The sequence below is a fragment of the Bosea sp. 29B genome (genome assembly GCF_902506165.1).
Classification (GTDB): Bacteria; Pseudomonadota; Alphaproteobacteria; order Rhizobiales; family Beijerinckiaceae; genus Allobosea.
Genome location: NZ_LR733817.1, coordinates 305,693 through 321,821 on the forward strand (window position 1 = coordinate 305,693; position 16,129 = coordinate 321,821).

Genomic DNA, 16,129 nt, shown 5'->3' on the forward strand with positions numbered 1-16,129 from the left:
GATGATGGCTAAGGCGACAGCGCAGGCCGCAGGCACCGCCCCGGCGTTCTACGTCACCGAGGAGGAGCACGCTCACCCCGGCGGCTCGACCATGCTGGGTTTCTGGCTCTACCTGATGAGCGACTGCCTGGTCTTCGCAGTCCTCTTTGCGACCTATGGCGTGCTCGGGCGCAATTATGCCGCAGGGCCATCCGGCGCCGACCTGTTCGACCTGAAGCTGGTGGCGGTCAACACCGCCATGCTGCTGTTCTCCTCGATCACCTATGGCTTTGCCATGCTGGCGATGGACAAGGGCCGGCAGGCGGCGGTGCAGGGCTGGCTCGTAGTCACCGCGCTGTTCGGCCTCGCCTTCCTCGGCATCGAGCTCTACGAGTTCGCGCACCTGATCCATGAGGGCGCGACGCCGATGCGCAGTGCCTTCCTCTCCTCCTTCTTCACCCTGGTCGGCACGCACGGGCTGCACGTCACCTTCGGCCTGATCTGGCTGGCCGTGCTGATGACGCAGGTCTCGAAGCACGGGCTTATCGAGGCGAACCGGCGCCGGCTCCTGTGCCTCTCGATGTTCTGGCACTTCCTCGACGTCGTCTGGATCGGCGTCTTCACCTTCGTCTACCTGATGGGCGTGCTGAAATGAGCGCTAGCCAGACCCCCGCCGAGGCCCAGGGCGGCCACCACGACGCCCATCATGACGGGCACGACTCCCATGGTGCGGCGCATGGCAGCCTGCGCGGCTACGTCACCGGCTTCCTGCTCTCGGTCGTCCTGACCACGATCCCGTTCTGGCTCGTCATGAACGACGTGCTCGGCAATTCGACCCTGACGGCGATCGTGATCATGCTCTTCGCCGCCGCGCAGATCGTCGTGCACATGGTCTATTTCCTGCACATGAACGGCCGCTCGGAGGGCGGCTGGACCATGCTGGCGCTGATCTTCACGATCATCGTCGTCGCGATCGCGCTGGCCGGCTCGCTCTGGGTGATGTTCCACCTCAACGCCAACATGATGCCCGACATGCACAGGATGTGAGGCTGAGGCCGATGTCGGCCGGCGCGGCTGGACGACGTAGCGGCGTCGCCCGGGTCATCTTCATCGCGGGTCTCTGCCTCGCTAGCCTGGTCTTCGCCGGGCTCGGCATCTGGCAGCTCCAGCGGCTGAGCTGGAAGCTCGACCTGATCGCCCGCACCGAGGAACGCCTGCGGGCTGCGCCCGTCGCCGCGCCCGGCCCGGCGGACTGGCCCGCGATCACCGCCCGGGCGGACGAATATCGCCGCGTCACCCTGCAGGGCCGCTATCTCGACGCTCCGGAGACGCTGACCATGGCGGTGACCGAGCGCGGCCCCGGCTTCTGGGTGCTGGCTCCGTTCCGGGCCGATGCCGGCTTCACCGTCCTCGTCAATCGCGGCTTCGTGCCGGAGGACAGGCGTGCCCCCGAGGAACGCCGCAAGACGGCCGGCAGCGAGACGAAGCTGGTCGGGCTGCTCAGGCCGAGCGAGCCGGACGGCGGTTTCCTGCGCGCCAACGATCCCGGGGCCGGCCGCTGGTATTCGCGCGATGTGACGGCGATCGCGCTGGCGCGGCAGCTCGGCCCGGTCGCCCCTTATTTCGTCGATGCCGACGCCACCGCCGAGCCCGGCCCGTTGCCGCAGGGCGGCATGACCCAGATCGCCTTCCGCAACGCCCATCTCGTCTATGCGCTGATCTGGTTCTGCCTCGCTTTGATGAGCGCCGGAGCCGTGGCCTATCTGGTCAGGACCGGATCGGACGAGAGCCAGGCGGACTGACAAGCGGCAGGACAAGCGCGTACGATAAGGGGGAAAGGTCCTCGCTTGGCCGAATCCGCTCGCACATGCCAAGACACGCAGATCAAGACGTGCATGGCGCCGCAGCGTTGGGCGCCGGGAACAGGACGATGCGCCACGTGACCAGCCTGATCGATCGCATGCGGCATGAGGCGCCCGAGATGAACCGGGCCGAGCGCAGCGTCGCCGAGATCATCCTGGCCGATATCGACGGCGCGACCCGGATCAGCACCAAGGACCTCTCCACCCAGGCGCAGGTCAGCGAGCCTACTGTGGTGCGCTTCGCCCGCCGCATGGGCTGCGACGGCTTCACCGACTTCAAGATCCGCCTGGCCCAGGAATACGCGATCGGCCGGATGTATCTCGCCGCCGAGCGCCAGCAGCCGGCCGACACGGGCAACGAGGTCGCCGAGCACGTCTATAATGCGACCGTGCAGGCACTGGCGATGGCCTTCGCCCAGCACGACCCCAAAGCGATCGAGGAGGCCGTCGACCTGCTCGACAAGGCGCGCCGGGTGTTCTGCTTCGGCGTCGGCGGCAGCTCGGCCAATGTCGCCGCCGAGGCGGAGAACCGGCTCTTTCGCCTCGATGTCGCGGCGTCCTCGACGGCCGACCCCTATCAGCAGCGCGTCATGGCCGCGACCTGCGGTCCGGATGATGTCCTCCTGATCTTCTCGGTCACCGGCAAGCCGCGCTCGTTGCTCGACAGCGCTGAGATCGCCCGCAGCCAGGGCGCCGGGGTCGTCGCCGTCACCCATCCGCCGAGCCCGCTCGCCGAGCTCGCCAGCGTGCTGGTGCCGCTGGAGGCCTTCGACGAGGAGAAGTTCTTCTACATGCCCAATCGCGGCCGCTACGGGCAGCTCTTCCTGCTCGACTGCATGGCGACACTGCTCGGCGCGCGCCGCATGAAGATCGTCTCGAAGAAGCTCTGGCGCGCCCGTGCCACCCTGATCGCCCTGCACGGCAGCACCGAAGGCCAGCCGATCGGCGATTGATGTCAGTTTGGTAGTTTTACTACATTTACAGTTCCAATGAATGGAACATCGCTGCCATACGTGATCGGCATGAGCGCGAACCGTCAATAATAATGAATAATATCAATGAGATGAATTGAATCATCTTATCCAAGGCACGCCCTTGGCATCGCCATGCGCGCTCGCATGAAGCTCCGCTTCACAAGCAATCCATGCGCTGTTTGCGCGCACCTTCACCTTCTCGATTGACAATAAATGTAATTTAGCTACATAGCCTGCGCCGCGCCATGCGCCAATGACCAGAACACGAGCCGAGCCATGCAATCTGCCGACGGGACGATCGTTTCCTTCCAGTTTGACGAGGTCGTGGTTCCCGCCCATCCCGGCGTGATCAACTCGGACAGCCTGGCCAAGCCCCTGCACATGTTGCCCGTCGGCGGCAAGGCGAGCTGGAGCGTGCAGTTCGACGAATTGCCCAAGCTCATCGTCCGGATGACGCTGAAGAACGGCGTCGTCGGCATCGGCGAGTTCTACCGCGACCATGAATGGCCGCGCATCGAAGCGATCTGCGCCAACCTTCTCGGCCAGTCGGTGTTCGAACTGCCGCTGCAGGACCTCCCGCTGCCGCTCTGCCGCGAATATGACGGCTTCGAATGCGTGATCTGGGACGCCTATGCCAAGACGCTCGGCGTGCCGATGCACCGTTTGCTCGGCGGCGCCGTCCGCGACCGGGTCAATGTCAGCGCCTGGTCGAGCCATCGCACGCAAGGTGAGGTCGGCCCCTGGGTGAAGCGCTATTTCGAGCAGGGCTACAAGGTCATCAAGTTCAAATGCGACCTCGAGGACGACGTCGCCGGCTGGTGCGCGCGCATCAAGGAATGCGCCCCCGGGATGAAGGTGATCTTCGATCCCAACCAGCGTTGGGAGAATTCCGGCAATGCCCGCCCGATCATCCGGGAGCTGGAGAAGGTCGGCAACGTCCTGCTGCTTGAGGACCCGCTGCCGCGCTGGATGCTGCAGGACTTCGCGGAACTCCGCCGCTTCTCCTCGATCCCGATCGTGCTGCACGTCTCCCTACCTTACGTCTATCAGGGCCAGCGCGCGCATGACGCGATCAACGCCATCGCCCATGGCGCGGTCGACGGCTTCAACTTCAATTGCGGCCTCGCCAAGTTCCAGACGCTCGATCACATCGCCTCGACCGCCGGCGTCTATTGCTGGCACGGCTCGGAGGTCGATCTCGGCATCCTCGAAGCGATGTATGTGCATCAGGCCGCGGCGGCGAAGAGCTGCGTCTGGCCGAGCGACATCTTCGGCCGGATGATCCGCAGCCACGACCTGCTCGCAAGGCCGCTCGCCTTCGAGCCGCCGCATGTGCGCATCCCCGACGAAGGGCCGGGCCTCGGCATCACCCTCGACGAAGCCGCCATCGCCCGCTTCCGCGTCGGCGGCCGCACGATCTCCTGAACAGCGAGCTCAGAGCCATGCGTTGGGAAACCCTGACGACCAACGAGGTCGCCGCGCTCGATCGCGACATCCCGGTCGTGCTGAACGTCGCCGCGATCGAGCAGCACGGCCCGCATCTGCCGCTGGAGACCGACGCTGTCATCGGCGACCATTTCCTGCAGGTGCTGGAGCAGCGCCTCGGCGATCGGGTGCTGATCCTGCCGCAGGTGAAGGTCTGCTGCTCCGAGCACCATATGGATTTCGCCGGCACGCTCAGCGTCCGCCACGAGACCTTCCTGGCCTATGTCGGCGATATCCTGGAGAGCGTGGTCCGCCACGGCTTCCGCAACATCGTCCTGTTCAACAGCCATGGCGGCAACCAGGCGATCGGCCAGGTGCTGCTCGAGACCTTCGGGACGAAGCACCGCGACTGTCGCGTCGCCTTCCTGACCTGGTGGCGGCTGGCAGCCAAGGAGCTCGGCGCCATCCGCAAAAGCGCCTTCGCCGGCGTCAACCATGCCTGCGAGTTCGAGACCTCGCTGATGCTGCTCGGCGCGCCCGATAGCGTCCGCACCGCCCTGGTCTCCGGCATGAGCTATGTCGCGACCCATGACTGGGCCAATGCCGACATGATCCTGCCGGCCCGCGGCGCCCTCTTCCGCTCGATGCACGAGATGTCCGGCGGCACCGGGGTCGTCGGCGATCCCTCGCTGGCCACACGTGAGAAGGGGCAGGCCATCACCGCCGCCGTGGTCGAGCAACTGGCCCATGTCGTGGAGACGATCAGCCGACGCTGACAAACCACGCGCAATTTTCCGAAGACCAACAGCCAAGAAAACTGGGAGGACTTGAGATGTTGCAGAAATTGGCCCGAATTGGCGCAGCGGCGCTCGCCGTTGCTGTCGCTGGAGCGCCGGCTCTCGCCCAGCAGAAGGGTGGCGCGATCAACGTCGCCACGATCGGCGAGCCCAACACACTCGACCCGATGGTCGCCGCCGGCGACCTGCTGGGCATGATCACCCAGCACTTCTACGAGACGCTCTACACCTTCGACAAGAATTGGGCGCTGACCCCGCTTCTGGCCGAGACGCTTCCACAGATCAGCGACGGCGGCAAGGTCTACACCATCCCGCTGCGCCAGGGTGTCACCTTCCACAACGGCAAGGCGATGACCGCACAGGACGTCGTCGCCTCGCTGAAGCGCTGGACCGAATTGGCCTCGCGCGGCAAGCTCGTCGCCGACAACATCGCGGGAATCGAGGCCAGCGACGAGAAGACGGTCAAGATCACGCTGAAGGCCCCGTTCGCGCCGCTGACCGCGCTGCTAGCCTTCAACAACTCGGCCGCGGTGATCATGCCGGCCGACAAGATGGAGAACCCGATCAAGGAGGTGATCGGCACCGGGCCCTACCAGCTCAAGGAGCGCAAGCCCGACCAGTATATCCAGCTGACCCGCTTCGACGGCTACAAGCAGCGCCAGGGCGAGCCCGACGGCTTCGGCGGCGCGCGCAAGCAGTATCTCGACGAGATCCGCTTCGTGCCGGTGCCGGACGCCAATACCCGCGTCGAGGGTGCCCTCGCCGGCCAGTTCGACTTCGCCGACCTGATCCCTGTCGAGGCGTTTGACCGGCTGAAGGGCCAGGCCAAGACCGAGCCGGTGCTGATGCAGGGCTTCGGCTGGCCGATGTTCATCATGAACAACAAGCAGGGCATGATGACGTCAAAGGACATGCGCAAGGCTGTCCAGACGGCGCTCAACGCCGAGGACATGCTGGCCGCGGCCTTCGGCAAGCCCGAATTCTACAAGCTGGACGGCGCCATGTATCCGGAGGGCTATGCCTGGCGCAGCGACGCCGGCATCAAGGCCTACAACCAGGGCGACGCCGACAAGGCCAAGGCCCTGGCCAAGACCGCCAAATATGACGGCGCGCCGATCCGCATCCTGACCAGCCGCCAATACGAGTTCCACTACAAGATGGCGCAGGTCGCCGCCGAATACCTCAAGGCTGCCGGCCTGAAGGTCGACCTCCAGGTCGTCGACTGGGCGACCCTGGTGCAGCGCCGTGCCGAGCCGGCCCTGTGGGACATCTTCATCACTCACAGCCCGTTCCTGGCCGAGCCGGCCCTGATCGCACCGCTGCCGGACAGCTATCCCGGCTGGTGGGCGAGCGAGGCCAAGAACAAGCTGCTCTCGGCCCTCAACGCCGAGTCGGACGAGAAGAAGCGCGTCGCGATCTTCGCCGACCTGCAGAAGCTGATCTTCGACGAGGCACCCTTCTACAAAGTCGGTGACTTCGCCGCGCTCAGCGCCAAGGCGCCGCGCCTCGCCGGGTATACGGCCTCGCCCTGGCCGTATTTCTGGAACGCCTCGCTCAAGCCTTGAGGAGCATCGGGAGTAGTTTCTCGCTACTCCCAACCAAGTGCGGGTCGTCCCGGGCGACCGCAGGGAGACCCGGGACCCATTCCGGAACGCTTCAGGAATGGTTCCCGGATCTCCGCTTCGCTCCGTCCGGGATGACCGGAATTGAAGAACGCTCATCGGCGTTCGTCGTCTGCACCGGGCAGGCGGCGAACGCCTCAGAAAAACACGACAGGGAGGGTCGGCAGGCGATGACGCGATATGTGATGCAGCGCATCCTCGGCATGCTGGCGGTGATGTTCACCGTCGTGACGATCGTCTTCGTCATCGTCCGCGTCGCCCCCGGCGACCCGGCAGCGGTCATGCTCGGCCCCGACGCGACTGCCGCTGACATCGCTGGCTTGCGCAGCCGGCTCGGGCTCGATCAGTCCTTGCCGACGCAATACGTGCTCTTCTTGGGCCAGCTCCTGCGCGGTGATCTCGGCCAGTCGATCTTCCTCAACATGCCCGTGCTCAGCGCGCTCGCCGAGCGGGCCGAGCCGACCTTCTTCCTGACCCTATTCTCGATCCTGATCGCCAGCGCGATCGCGCTGCCGGTCGGCATCCTCTCTGCCTACAAGCGCGGCACGCTGTTCGACCAGGTCGCGACCACCTTCGCCATGTTCGCCGCGAGCATCCCGAGCTTCTGGCTCGGGCTGATCCTGATCCAGGTCTTCGCCGTGCGCTATGGCTGGATGCCGGCCTCCGGCTATGGCGGCCCGGACGCCTCCTTCCTCGAGCGGCTGCGCCATCTCGTCCTGCCGGCGCTGGCGCTGGGCATCGTCTCCTCGGCGCTGATCACCCGCTTCACCCGCGCCTCGATGCTCGACGTGCTCAATGACGACTATGTCCGCACCGCCCGCTCCAAGGGCATGGGCGAATGGGGCGTCGTGATGAAGCACGCCTTCAAGAACGCGCTGATCCCGGTACTGACCGTGATCGGCCTCACCGCGGCACTGCTGATCTCGGGCGCCGTGGTGACGGAGACCGTGTTCAGCCTGCCCGGCATCGGCAACCTCGTCGTCTCCGCGGTGCTGCGCCGTGACTACCCGGTTATCCAGGGCGCGCTCCTCGTCATCGCCGCCCTCTACGTGCTGATCAACTTCCTGATCGACATGCTCTATCTCGCGATCGACCCAAGGGTGCGCTACTGATGGCCGCCTCTTCCGCTCCCGCCGCCCGCCCGCGGCTCACCAGCCTGATCCTGCAGCGCAAGACGCTGCTGATCGGCCTCATCGTCCTCACCATCATCGCGCTGCTGGCGATCCTCGCCCCGCTGATCGCGCCCTACTCGCCGAGCCGGCTCTCGGTGATCAACCGCCTGAAGCCGCCGAGCGAGCGCTGGTTCTTCGGCACCGACGAGTTCGGCCGCGACATCTTCAGCCGCACCATCTATGCCGGCCAGCTCTCGCTGCTGGTCGGCGCGGCGGCGACGGTGCTCGCCGCGGTGCTCGGCATCACACTCGGCCTGATGGCCGGCTTCTTCCGCCGGTTCGACGGCGTCATCGCCCGCATCATCGACGCGATGATGGCCTTCCCCGACATCCTGCTGGCGATCTCGCTGGTGGCAGCGCTCGGCCCCTCGCTCGCGACCGTCATCGTCGCGCTCGGCATCGTCTACGCGCCGCGCCTTGCCCGCATCGTGCGCGCCTCGACGCTGATCATCCGCGAACTGCCCTATGTCGAGGCGGCGCGGGCGCTCGGCGTGCCGACCTGGCGGATCATGACGCGCCATGTCCTGCGCAACCTGGTCTCGCCGATCCTGGTCCAGGCCACCTTCATCTTCGCCTATGCGATGCTGGCGGAAGCGAGCCTGTCCTTCCTCGGCGTCGGCGTCAGCCCGGAGATCCCGACCTGGGGCACGATGATCGCCGGCGGGCGCCAGTACATCGGCCAGGCCGACTGGATGATGCTCTTCCCCGGCGCCGCGATTGTGCTGACCGTGCTCTCGCTGCAGCTCGTCGGCGACGGCCTGCGCGACCTGCTCGATCCGCGCCTGCGAAAGGATCTGTGACGATGGCGACCATGGAAACCGCCGCCGTCGCCGCAGCCCGCGCCGACGACGATATCCTGCTCAAGGTCGAGGACCTGCAGACCCACTTCCTGATCGGCTCGAGTGCGATCAAGTCGGTCGACGGCGTCAGCTTCTCGCTGCGCCGCGGCCAGACGCTGGCGGTGGTCGGCGAATCCGGCTCCGGCAAGTCGGTGACCAGCCTCACCATTATGCGGCTGCTCGCCGATCCCGGCCGCATCGTTGGCGGGCGCATCCTCTATCGCTTGCGCAGCGGCGAGAGCGTCGATCTCGCACAGCTGCCGGAGAAGCGCATGCGCGCCATCCGCGGCAGCGAGATCGCGATGATCTTCCAGGAGCCGATGACGAGCCTCAACCCGCTCTTCACCGTCGGCGACCAGATCATGGAGATGATCCTGCTGCACGAGAAAATGTCGCGCAGCCAGGCACGGGCGCGGGCCAAGCAGATGCTTGAGCTGGTCGAGATACCCGCGGCCGAGCGGCGCCTCGCGCAATATCCGCACGAGATGTCCGGCGGCATGCGCCAGCGCGTGATGATCGCGCTCGCTCTGTCCTGCAATCCCTCGCTGTTGATCGCCGACGAGCCGACCACCGCGCTCGACGTCACCATCCAGGCGCAGATCCTCGACCTCTTGCGTCGGCTCCAGGCCGAGATCGGCATGAGCATCCTGTTCATCACCCATAATCTCGGCGTCGTCGCCGAGATCGCCCATGAGGTGGCGGTGATGTATGCAGGCAGAGTCGTCGAGCAGGGGCCGGTCGGCGACCTGTTCGCTAGGCAGCGCCATCCCTATACCCGCGGCCTGCTCGCCTGCATCCCTGATGCCCGGCGCGACCGCATCCCCGGTCAAGGCCGGGCCCTGCTCAACGCCATCCCCGGCAATGTCCCGAGCCCGCTCGCCTTGCCGCCCGGCTGCTCATACGCACCGCGCTGCCCGCTGGTCGAGGAGCGCTGCGCTAAGGACGCGCCGCCGCTGATCGACGTTGCGGCCGCCCATCTCACCCGCTGCTGGAGGCATGACGCGCTATGACCGCCGCAAGCAATGTCCCGGCGGAAGCGCCGCTGCTCTCCGTCCGCAATCTCCAGAAGGTCTTCTCGACCCGTGGCGGCGATGTCCGGGCCGTCTCGGACGTCTCCTTCGAGGTCCGCCGCGGCAGCATCGTCGGCATCGTCGGCGAATCCGGCTCGGGCAAGACCACGGTCGGGCGCTGTATCCTGCGTCTGGTCGAGCCCTCCGGCGGCGAGGCGTTCTTCGACGGCACCGACCTGTTCGGCCTGCCGGAGAAGGCCCTGCGCGGCTATCGCCGCCGCCTGCAGATCATTTTCCAGGACCCGTATTCCAGCCTCAACCCGCGCATGCGCGTCGGCGACATCATCGGCGAAGCCATCGACACGCATGGCCTGGCCAAGGGCAAGGCCCGCGAGGCGCGCATCGCCGAACTGCTCGGCATGGTCGGGCTCAACCCCGACCATGCCAGGCGCTATCCACATGAGTTCTCGGGTGGCCAGCGCCAGCGCATCGGCATCGCCCGGGCGCTCGCAGTCGAGCCGGAGCTGATCATCGCCGACGAGCCGGTCTCGGCGCTCGACGTCTCCGTCCAGGCGCAGGTGCTCAACCTGATCCAGGAATTGCAGCGCGAGCTCGGCCTGACCATGGTCTTCATCAGCCATGACCTGTCGGTGGTCGAGTATCTCTGCGACGACATCGTCGTGCTCTATCTCGGCCGGATCATGGAAAAGGGGCCGGCGCAGGAGGTCTACGCCAACCCGCGCCACCCCTACACCAAGGTGCTGCTCTCGGCGGCGCCGGTGCCCGATCCGAGCGTCAGGCGCGAGCGCGTGATTCTCAAGGGCGATATTCCGAGCCCATTGAACCCGCCCTCGGGCTGCGTTTTCCGCACGCGCTGCCCGCATGTCATCGACGCCTGCGCCAGCGCGATTCCTCCGATCGAAGAGGTCGGCTCCGGCCACAGCGTCGCCTGCATCCGCCAGAAGGAACTCGCCGGCGCGGCGGCGTGAGCGAGGCCGCCCCCGGCGATCAGGCGAGCTCGCTGGCCCCGATCTCGTTGAGCAATGCGAGCTGGCGTGCCGGGTCGGCAGCGCTTCCGCCAACGGCCCTGCCGAGGAAATCGGTGAGCCGGTCCAAGGCCTGCGCCGCGATCCCGGCGGAGAGCGGCTGGCGGTCATAGGCCTCGACGAAGCGGCCGGCGCGATCGGCGAGCAGGCGCAGCAGCGCCGCCTGCTCCGGTGCCTCGGCGCGCAGGGCCAGCGCCCGGTCCTGGAATTCGACATAGGTGCGAAGGCTGCCCTTCTGCTGCTGCAGCCAGTTCAGAAGCTCGTTCATGTCATCCCCGCGAGATCGCGACCTTGTTCGTGGTGGGGTGGAATGGATTGCGGCTCAGTTGCGCGGCGCGAGCCGGGCGCGGCCGCCATGGCGGGTCGACCAGGCGACGGGATCGGCGAGGAAGCGCTCGATCTCGGAGCGATCCTCCGGCGCAAGTGCACGACCGACTTCCGCGCGCAGCACGTCGGCCCAGTTCGCCAGGGCATGCAGTGTGAGGCCTGCTTCCCGCAGCCGCTCACCGGCGCCGGGGAAGGCGTCGTGATAGAAGATCGTCAGGACGTGCTCGACCTCGGCCCCCGCAGCGCGCAGGCCGCGGGCGAAGTTGAGCTTGCTGCCGCCATCGGTGGTCAGGTCGTCCATCAGCAGAACGCGCAGCCCCTCGACCGACCCGCCCTCGACCTGGGCGTTGCGGCCGATGCCGAGCGGGCGCTTGCGGACATAGCGCAGCTTCAGCGCCAGCCGGTCGGCAAGCCAGGCCGCGAAGGGAATGCCGGCCGTCTCGGCGCCGGCGATCGCATCGAAACTACCGGGCGGAAAGGTCGTGGCCGCATAGCGGGCGGCAAGATCGCTGACCGCCTGGCGCAGATCGGGATCGCCGAGCAGCAGGCGGACATCGACATAGACCGGGCTCGCCCAGCCTGCAGCCAGGATGAAGGGCTGCTCGCGGCTGACATGGATGGCGCCGGCCCTGAACAGGAGCTCAGCGACCTCGCGGCCGATCTCGTTCGCGCTCATCGCACCGCCTCCCTGATGGCGTCCCGCATCACCGCGATCCCGGCGAGGAAATCATCAATCGCCATCGCCTCATGCGGATTATGCGATCCATGCTCGTTGCGCACGAAGATCATCGCGCTGGGGATGCCGGCATTGGCGAAAACAGCCGCATCATGGCCCGCCCCGCTTGGAATGTCCTCGTCGGGCAGGCCAAGATCGCGGGCGGCGGTCCTGAGCCGCGCGATCCAGCCTGCGTCCATCACGGCAGGGGCGGATTCGAGCCGGCGGTCGACGCGGAACTCGACCCCTCGCTCCTCGCCGATCAGGCCGCATTCCGAGAGGAAGAGGTCGTAGAAGGCCTCCAGTGTCTCGCGGTTCTGGCTGCGCACCTCGAAGGAGAAGCGCACCGTGCCGGGAATGCGCGCAATGGCGTGCTCCTGCGGATCGGTGCCAAGCACGCCCGCGGTCACGACGACATCGCGGCCGCGCTCCAGCAAGGTACGCCAGTGCCGGTCGAGATGGGTTATCAATTCGGCGGTGGCGAAGACCGCATCGCGCCTGAGCCAGCGCGGCACCGCGCCGGAATGGCCGGCTTCGCCGAGGCATTCGACCTCGCGGTGCCGGATATTGCCTCTGATGCCGGTGACGATACCGATCGGCAGATCCCGAGCGACCAGCACCGGCCCCTGCTCGATATGCAGTTCGATCCAGGCCGCGACGGTGGCGGGGTCGAGCAGCGGCTCGCCCCTCTCGACACGGACCATGTCGACGCCGACGGAGGCCATGCACTCCGCCAGAGTCCGCCCGCTGGCATGGTCGCGCACGGCAAGATCGGCGCCCGACAGTTTCCCAAACAGGGCGCTGGAGCCCATATAGGCCCGCCCGAAGCGGGAGCTTTCCTCACCGCGCAGGCCGTAGACCTTGATGGTCCGGCGCGGGACGAAGCCCTCCTCCTTGAAGCGGGCGATGATCGCGAGCCCAGCGATGACGCCGGCGGCGCCGTCAAAATTGCCGCCTTGCGGCACGGAATCGAGATGCGAGCCGCAGGCGAGGAAGGGCAGCTCCGGCTCGCGGCCCGGCAGCGTGACAACGAGATTCGCACCCGCGTCACGCTCGGCCACAAAGCCGAATTCGCGCGCCTTCGCCTCGACGATGTCGAGCGCCAGCGACTCGCGCTCGCTATAGGCTTCGCGGGTGATACCGACGCCATCGCCCGTCGCCTCGCGCAGGGCGTCAAACAGCGCCTCGGCGAGGGCGCGGTCGCCCGCGTCGCCGCTGAAGGCGTTGCGCATCTCGGCAGCCTGCGCGCTCACGAAACCGGATCCAGCCAAGCGAGATCGGGCTCGTCAGCCTCCTCGATCACGACGCCGCCAATCAGATCGGCGACGCGCGGGATCTCGCGGCGCAGGCAGAAGGCCGCGAGCCCGTCGATGATCGTCGTCATCGCGGCCGGCTGCAGGAAGGTCGCGGTGCCGACCTGAACCGCGCTAGCCCCGGCCAGCATGTATTCGGCCGCGTCCTCGGCGGTGGAGATGCCGCCGCAGCCGATCACCGGGATCTTCACCGCCTTGGCGCATTGGAAGACCTGGCGCAGCACGATCGGCTTGATCGCCGGCCCCGACAAACCGCCCATGATGTTGCCGAGGCAGGGCTTGAAGCTCTTCAGGTCGATCGCCATCGACAGGATGGTATTGGCGACCACGACCGCGTCAGCGCCCGCGGCCTCGGCGGCGCGCGCAACCTCGGGCACGTCGCCGGTATTGGGCGTGAGCTTGACCCAGAGCGGCAGCGTTGTCGCCCTGCGCAGTTCGCGCGTCACCTTCTCGGTCGATTCCGCCCGCATCGCGAAGGCCTTGCCGTCCTCCTCGATGTTCGGACAGGAGATGTTGGCCTCGATCGCGGCGATGCCGGGGATCGAGAGCTCGGCCGCGAGGCTGGCGAAGCCTTCCGCCGTTGGCGCCGAGATCGAGACGACCAGCGGCGTGTCATAGGCCGCGTAATGCGGCATGGTCGTCTCGATGAAATAGGGCACGCCCTTCGAGGGGATGCCGATGGCGTTGATCAGCCCGCCCGGCCGCTCGACCACCCGCGGCAGCGGATTGCCGGCGCGCAGTTCGCGCGTGATCGTCTTGGTGACGAAGGCGCCAAGCCGGTCGAAGTCCATCACCTTCTCGAGCCCTTCGGCGAAGGTGCCCGACGCCGGCATGACCGGATTGCGCAGGGTGAGCCCGCCGATCCTGACGGAGAGGTCGATAGTCCCGGCCGCGCTCATGGCAGCGCCTCCATCAGGTCGAAGACCGGGCCGTCCCAGCAGACGCGCCGGTTGACGATCTCGCCATTGACGTTGAAGTCGCGGACGCAGCAGTAGCAAAGCCCGATTCCGCAGGCCATCTGCTGCTCCATCGCGACCTGGCCGGGCAGTCCGAACTCACGCGCCAGGCGCTGCTGCACCCGCATCAGCCGGCTCGAGCCGCAGGTGAAGAAGGCATCGCAGCGGCCTTCGGCAATCTGGCGGCGCAGGATGCGCTCGACATTGGCGGGCCCGCTGGTCTGCTCGGCGTCGGTGACGGCGATGACGTCGGCACCATGACGATGGAAGAGCTCGACCGAGACGAGCAGCTCCGGGCGCCTCGCGCTGAAGACCGCCGTCACCTGCGTGCCATTGGCCTTCGCGGCCCTGGCGAGCGGGGCGAGCGTCGCCAGCCCCGCGCCGCGCCCGACAGCGACGATGTGGCGCCATTCCGGGTCGAGCGTGAAGCCGACGCCGAGAGGCCCCATGATGTCGAGCCGGTCGCCCGGCTTCAGCATGTCGAGACCGCGCGTGCCGGCGCCGGTCACCTTGTAGAGGAACTCGACCTGGCGCGTGTCGGGATCGGCGCCGTAGAGGCTCATCGGCCGGCGCAGGAAGGGCTGCTCGCCCGCCGGCTGCGGGCAGAGCAGCTGGAAGAACTGTCCCGGCTGCGCGGCCGCGGCCTCCTCGCTGCAATTGACCACGAGGTGCCGGTATTCGGCGTTCACAGCCTCGTTGCGGACGACCTCGGCGAGCTCGGCGACGATGCTCGCCTTCCACGGCGCAGCAGAGCAGACGCTGCCGCCCATGGCCGCACCGGATCGTGCGGCCGCCTCATGCTGATCGCGTTGGATCGACATCACGAAGTCCCCGCGCTCAGGCGAGTTCGGCGCCACGCCGCTCCGGAATCAGGAACCACATGGCGAGGATGTCGAGCACATAGAGCGTCGCCAGCAAGGCGATCGCCATCTCGAAGCTGTAGGCCGCTGCGATCGTCCCGACCACGAGCGGACCGAAGCCGCCGACGCCGCGCCCGATATTGAACAGCACATTCTGTGCCGTCGCCCGAGCCGCCGTCGGGAACAGCTCGCTGATCAGCGCGCCATAGCCGCCGAGCATACCGTTGACGAAGAAGCCCATCACCGCGCCCGCGACCAGGAGCTGGATCGGGTCGGTCAGCCGCGAATAGACGACGACCATCACGGCAGCGCCGAGCATGTAGCCGAAGAAGGCCGGGCGGCGCCCGATCCGGTCGGCGATATGGCCGAAGGCATAGATGCCGACCGCCATGCCGGCGATGGTCACCGAGGTCCAGACGGCCGACTGCGTCAGGGCAAAGCCGAAGCGGGTCGCCAGATAGTTCGGCAACCAGATCATCACGCCGTAATAGCCGAAATTCTGGACCGAGCAGAGCACGACCATACCGAGGCTCAGCTTCGTCGTGTCCCAATCCTTGACCAGCAGGCGCAGCGCCGATTCCTTCGGCCGGTCCTTGCTGCGGGCGACGAAGACCTCCGGCTCATGCAGTGAATGCCGGATGAAATAGGCGGCGACCGCCGGCAGGATGCCGATGGCGAACATGCCGCGCCAGCCGATGGTCGGCAGCAGGATCGGGGTTGCGATCGCCGCTGCGAGCACGCCGACCTGCCAGCCGAGGCCGACATAGGACGAGGCACGCGCCCGCTTCGAGGCCGGCCAGGCTTCGGCGACCAGGGCCATGCCGATGCCGAATTCGCCGCCAAGGCCAAGGCCGGCAATGGTGCGGTAGATCAGGAGGTCCCAATAGCCCTGTGCCAGCGCGCACATGCCGGTGAAGACGGCGAAGAGGACGATCGTCCAGGTCAGGACGCGGACGCGGCCGATCCGGTCCGACAGCATGCCGAAGCCGATGCCGCCGAGCACCGCGCCGATCAGTGTGGCGGTGACGAGAGAGGCAGCCTGCCCCTGGGTGAGTTGAAGGTCGGCGGAGATCGTCCGCAGCATGAAGCCGAGGATCAGGAGGTCGAAGCCGTCCATGGCATAGCCGATGGCGGCGCCCCACAGGGCCTTGCGGGCCTTGCCGTCGACTTCGGTCGGAGACGATAGGGCGATGGAGCCGCCCATGGCGGCCTGGTTGTCACTCACGGCGAAG

The 16,129-nt window shown here is 67.1% G+C and carries 17 protein-coding genes; 11 read left to right on the forward strand and 6 right to left on the reverse strand.

Going from position 1 to position 16,129, the window contains the following annotated elements; genetic code table 11:
- Nucleotides 1-4: 4 nt before the first annotated feature.
- The 11 genes from cyoC (at nt 5) to GV161_RS01665 (ending at nt 10,669) form a co-directional block, all read left to right on the forward strand.
- A complete protein-coding gene (gene cyoC / locus GV161_RS01615; RefSeq protein WP_152012153.1) occupies nt 5-634 on the forward strand; it encodes a cytochrome o ubiquinol oxidase subunit III in 630 nt (209 codons plus the stop codon).
- A complete protein-coding gene (cyoD, locus tag GV161_RS01620) occupies nt 631-1,026 on the forward strand; it encodes a cytochrome o ubiquinol oxidase subunit IV (protein ID WP_152012152.1) in 396 nt (131 codons plus the stop codon). Before cyoC ends, cyoD begins: the two co-directional genes overlap by 4 nt.
- Nucleotides 1,027-1,037: 11 nt before the next feature.
- The gene (locus tag GV161_RS01625) at nt 1,038-1,781 is read left to right on the forward strand and encodes an SURF1 family protein (RefSeq protein ID WP_152012151.1); all 744 of its coding nucleotides are present in this window, start codon (nt 1,038-1,040) and stop codon (nt 1,779-1,781) included.
- Between the two features lie 128 nt (nt 1,782-1,909).
- Nucleotides 1,910-2,794: a MurR/RpiR family transcriptional regulator gene (locus GV161_RS01630; protein WP_152012150.1), complete on the forward strand. Its 885-nt coding sequence runs from the start codon at nt 1,910-1,912 to the stop codon at nt 2,792-2,794.
- A gap of 297 nt (nt 2,795-3,091) precedes the next feature.
- Nucleotides 3,092-4,240 carry an enolase C-terminal domain-like protein gene (locus tag GV161_RS01635; protein ID WP_152012149.1) on the forward strand — a complete coding sequence of 383 codons (1,149 nt, stop codon included), beginning with the start codon at nt 3,092-3,094 and terminating at the stop codon, nt 4,238-4,240.
- Between the two features lie 17 nt (nt 4,241-4,257).
- Nucleotides 4,258-5,016 carry a creatininase family protein gene (locus tag GV161_RS01640; protein WP_152012148.1) on the forward strand — a complete coding sequence of 253 codons (759 nt, stop codon included), beginning with the start codon at nt 4,258-4,260 and terminating at the stop codon, nt 5,014-5,016.
- A 56-nt stretch (nt 5,017-5,072) separates the two neighbouring features.
- Nucleotides 5,073-6,602: an ABC transporter substrate-binding protein gene (locus tag GV161_RS01645; protein WP_152012147.1), complete on the forward strand. Its 1,530-nt coding sequence runs from the start codon at nt 5,073-5,075 to the stop codon at nt 6,600-6,602.
- A gap of 227 nt (nt 6,603-6,829) precedes the next feature.
- Nucleotides 6,830-7,771 carry an ABC transporter permease gene (locus tag GV161_RS01650; RefSeq protein ID WP_193219474.1) on the forward strand — a complete coding sequence of 314 codons (942 nt, stop codon included), beginning with the start codon at nt 6,830-6,832 and terminating at the stop codon, nt 7,769-7,771.
- Nucleotides 7,771-8,631: an ABC transporter permease gene (locus GV161_RS01655; RefSeq protein ID WP_152012146.1), complete on the forward strand. Its 861-nt coding sequence runs from the start codon at nt 7,771-7,773 to the stop codon at nt 8,629-8,631. Before GV161_RS01650 ends, GV161_RS01655 begins: the two co-directional genes overlap by 1 nt.
- A 2-nt stretch (nt 8,632-8,633) precedes the next feature.
- Nucleotides 8,634-9,680, forward strand: a complete 1,047-nt coding sequence (locus GV161_RS01660; protein ID WP_152012145.1) for an ABC transporter ATP-binding protein — start codon at nt 8,634-8,636, stop codon at nt 9,678-9,680.
- A complete protein-coding gene (locus tag GV161_RS01665; RefSeq protein ID WP_152012144.1) occupies nt 9,677-10,669 on the forward strand; it encodes an oligopeptide/dipeptide ABC transporter ATP-binding protein in 993 nt (330 codons plus the stop codon). Before GV161_RS01660 ends, GV161_RS01665 begins: the two co-directional genes overlap by 4 nt.
- Before the next feature lie 19 nt (nt 10,670-10,688).
- Here GV161_RS01665 and GV161_RS01670 read toward each other — a convergent pair whose 3' ends face one another.
- Genes GV161_RS01670 through GV161_RS01695 form a run of 6 tightly spaced genes read right to left on the reverse strand, consistent with a single transcriptional unit; the run spans nt 10,689 to nt 16,122 of the window.
- Nucleotides 10,689-10,994, reverse strand: a complete 306-nt coding sequence (locus GV161_RS01670; protein ID WP_152012143.1) for a hypothetical protein — start codon at nt 10,992-10,994, stop codon at nt 10,689-10,691.
- A 54-nt stretch (nt 10,995-11,048) separates the two neighbouring features.
- Nucleotides 11,049-11,729: an orotate phosphoribosyltransferase gene (locus GV161_RS01675; RefSeq protein WP_152012142.1), complete on the reverse strand. Its 681-nt coding sequence runs from the start codon at nt 11,727-11,729 to the stop codon at nt 11,049-11,051.
- Complete coding sequence (locus tag GV161_RS01680; RefSeq protein ID WP_244623880.1) at nt 11,726-13,021, reverse strand: Zn-dependent hydrolase; 1,296 nt, start codon at nt 13,019-13,021, stop codon at nt 11,726-11,728. The genes GV161_RS01675 and GV161_RS01680 overlap by 4 nt, the downstream gene beginning before the upstream one ends.
- Complete coding sequence (locus GV161_RS01685) at nt 13,018-13,980, reverse strand: dihydroorotate dehydrogenase (RefSeq protein ID WP_152012141.1); 963 nt, start codon at nt 13,978-13,980, stop codon at nt 13,018-13,020. Before GV161_RS01685 ends, GV161_RS01680 begins: the two co-directional genes overlap by 4 nt.
- The gene (locus tag GV161_RS01690) at nt 13,977-14,858 is read right to left on the reverse strand and encodes a dihydroorotate dehydrogenase electron transfer subunit (protein WP_244623879.1); all 882 of its coding nucleotides are present in this window, start codon (nt 14,856-14,858) and stop codon (nt 13,977-13,979) included. Before GV161_RS01690 ends, GV161_RS01685 begins: the two co-directional genes overlap by 4 nt.
- Before the next feature lie 16 nt (nt 14,859-14,874).
- On the reverse strand, nt 14,875-16,122 hold the full coding sequence (locus GV161_RS01695; protein WP_244623878.1) for an MFS transporter: 1,248 nt from the start codon (nt 16,120-16,122) through the stop codon (nt 14,875-14,877).
- Nucleotides 16,123-16,129: the final 7 nt, after the last annotated feature.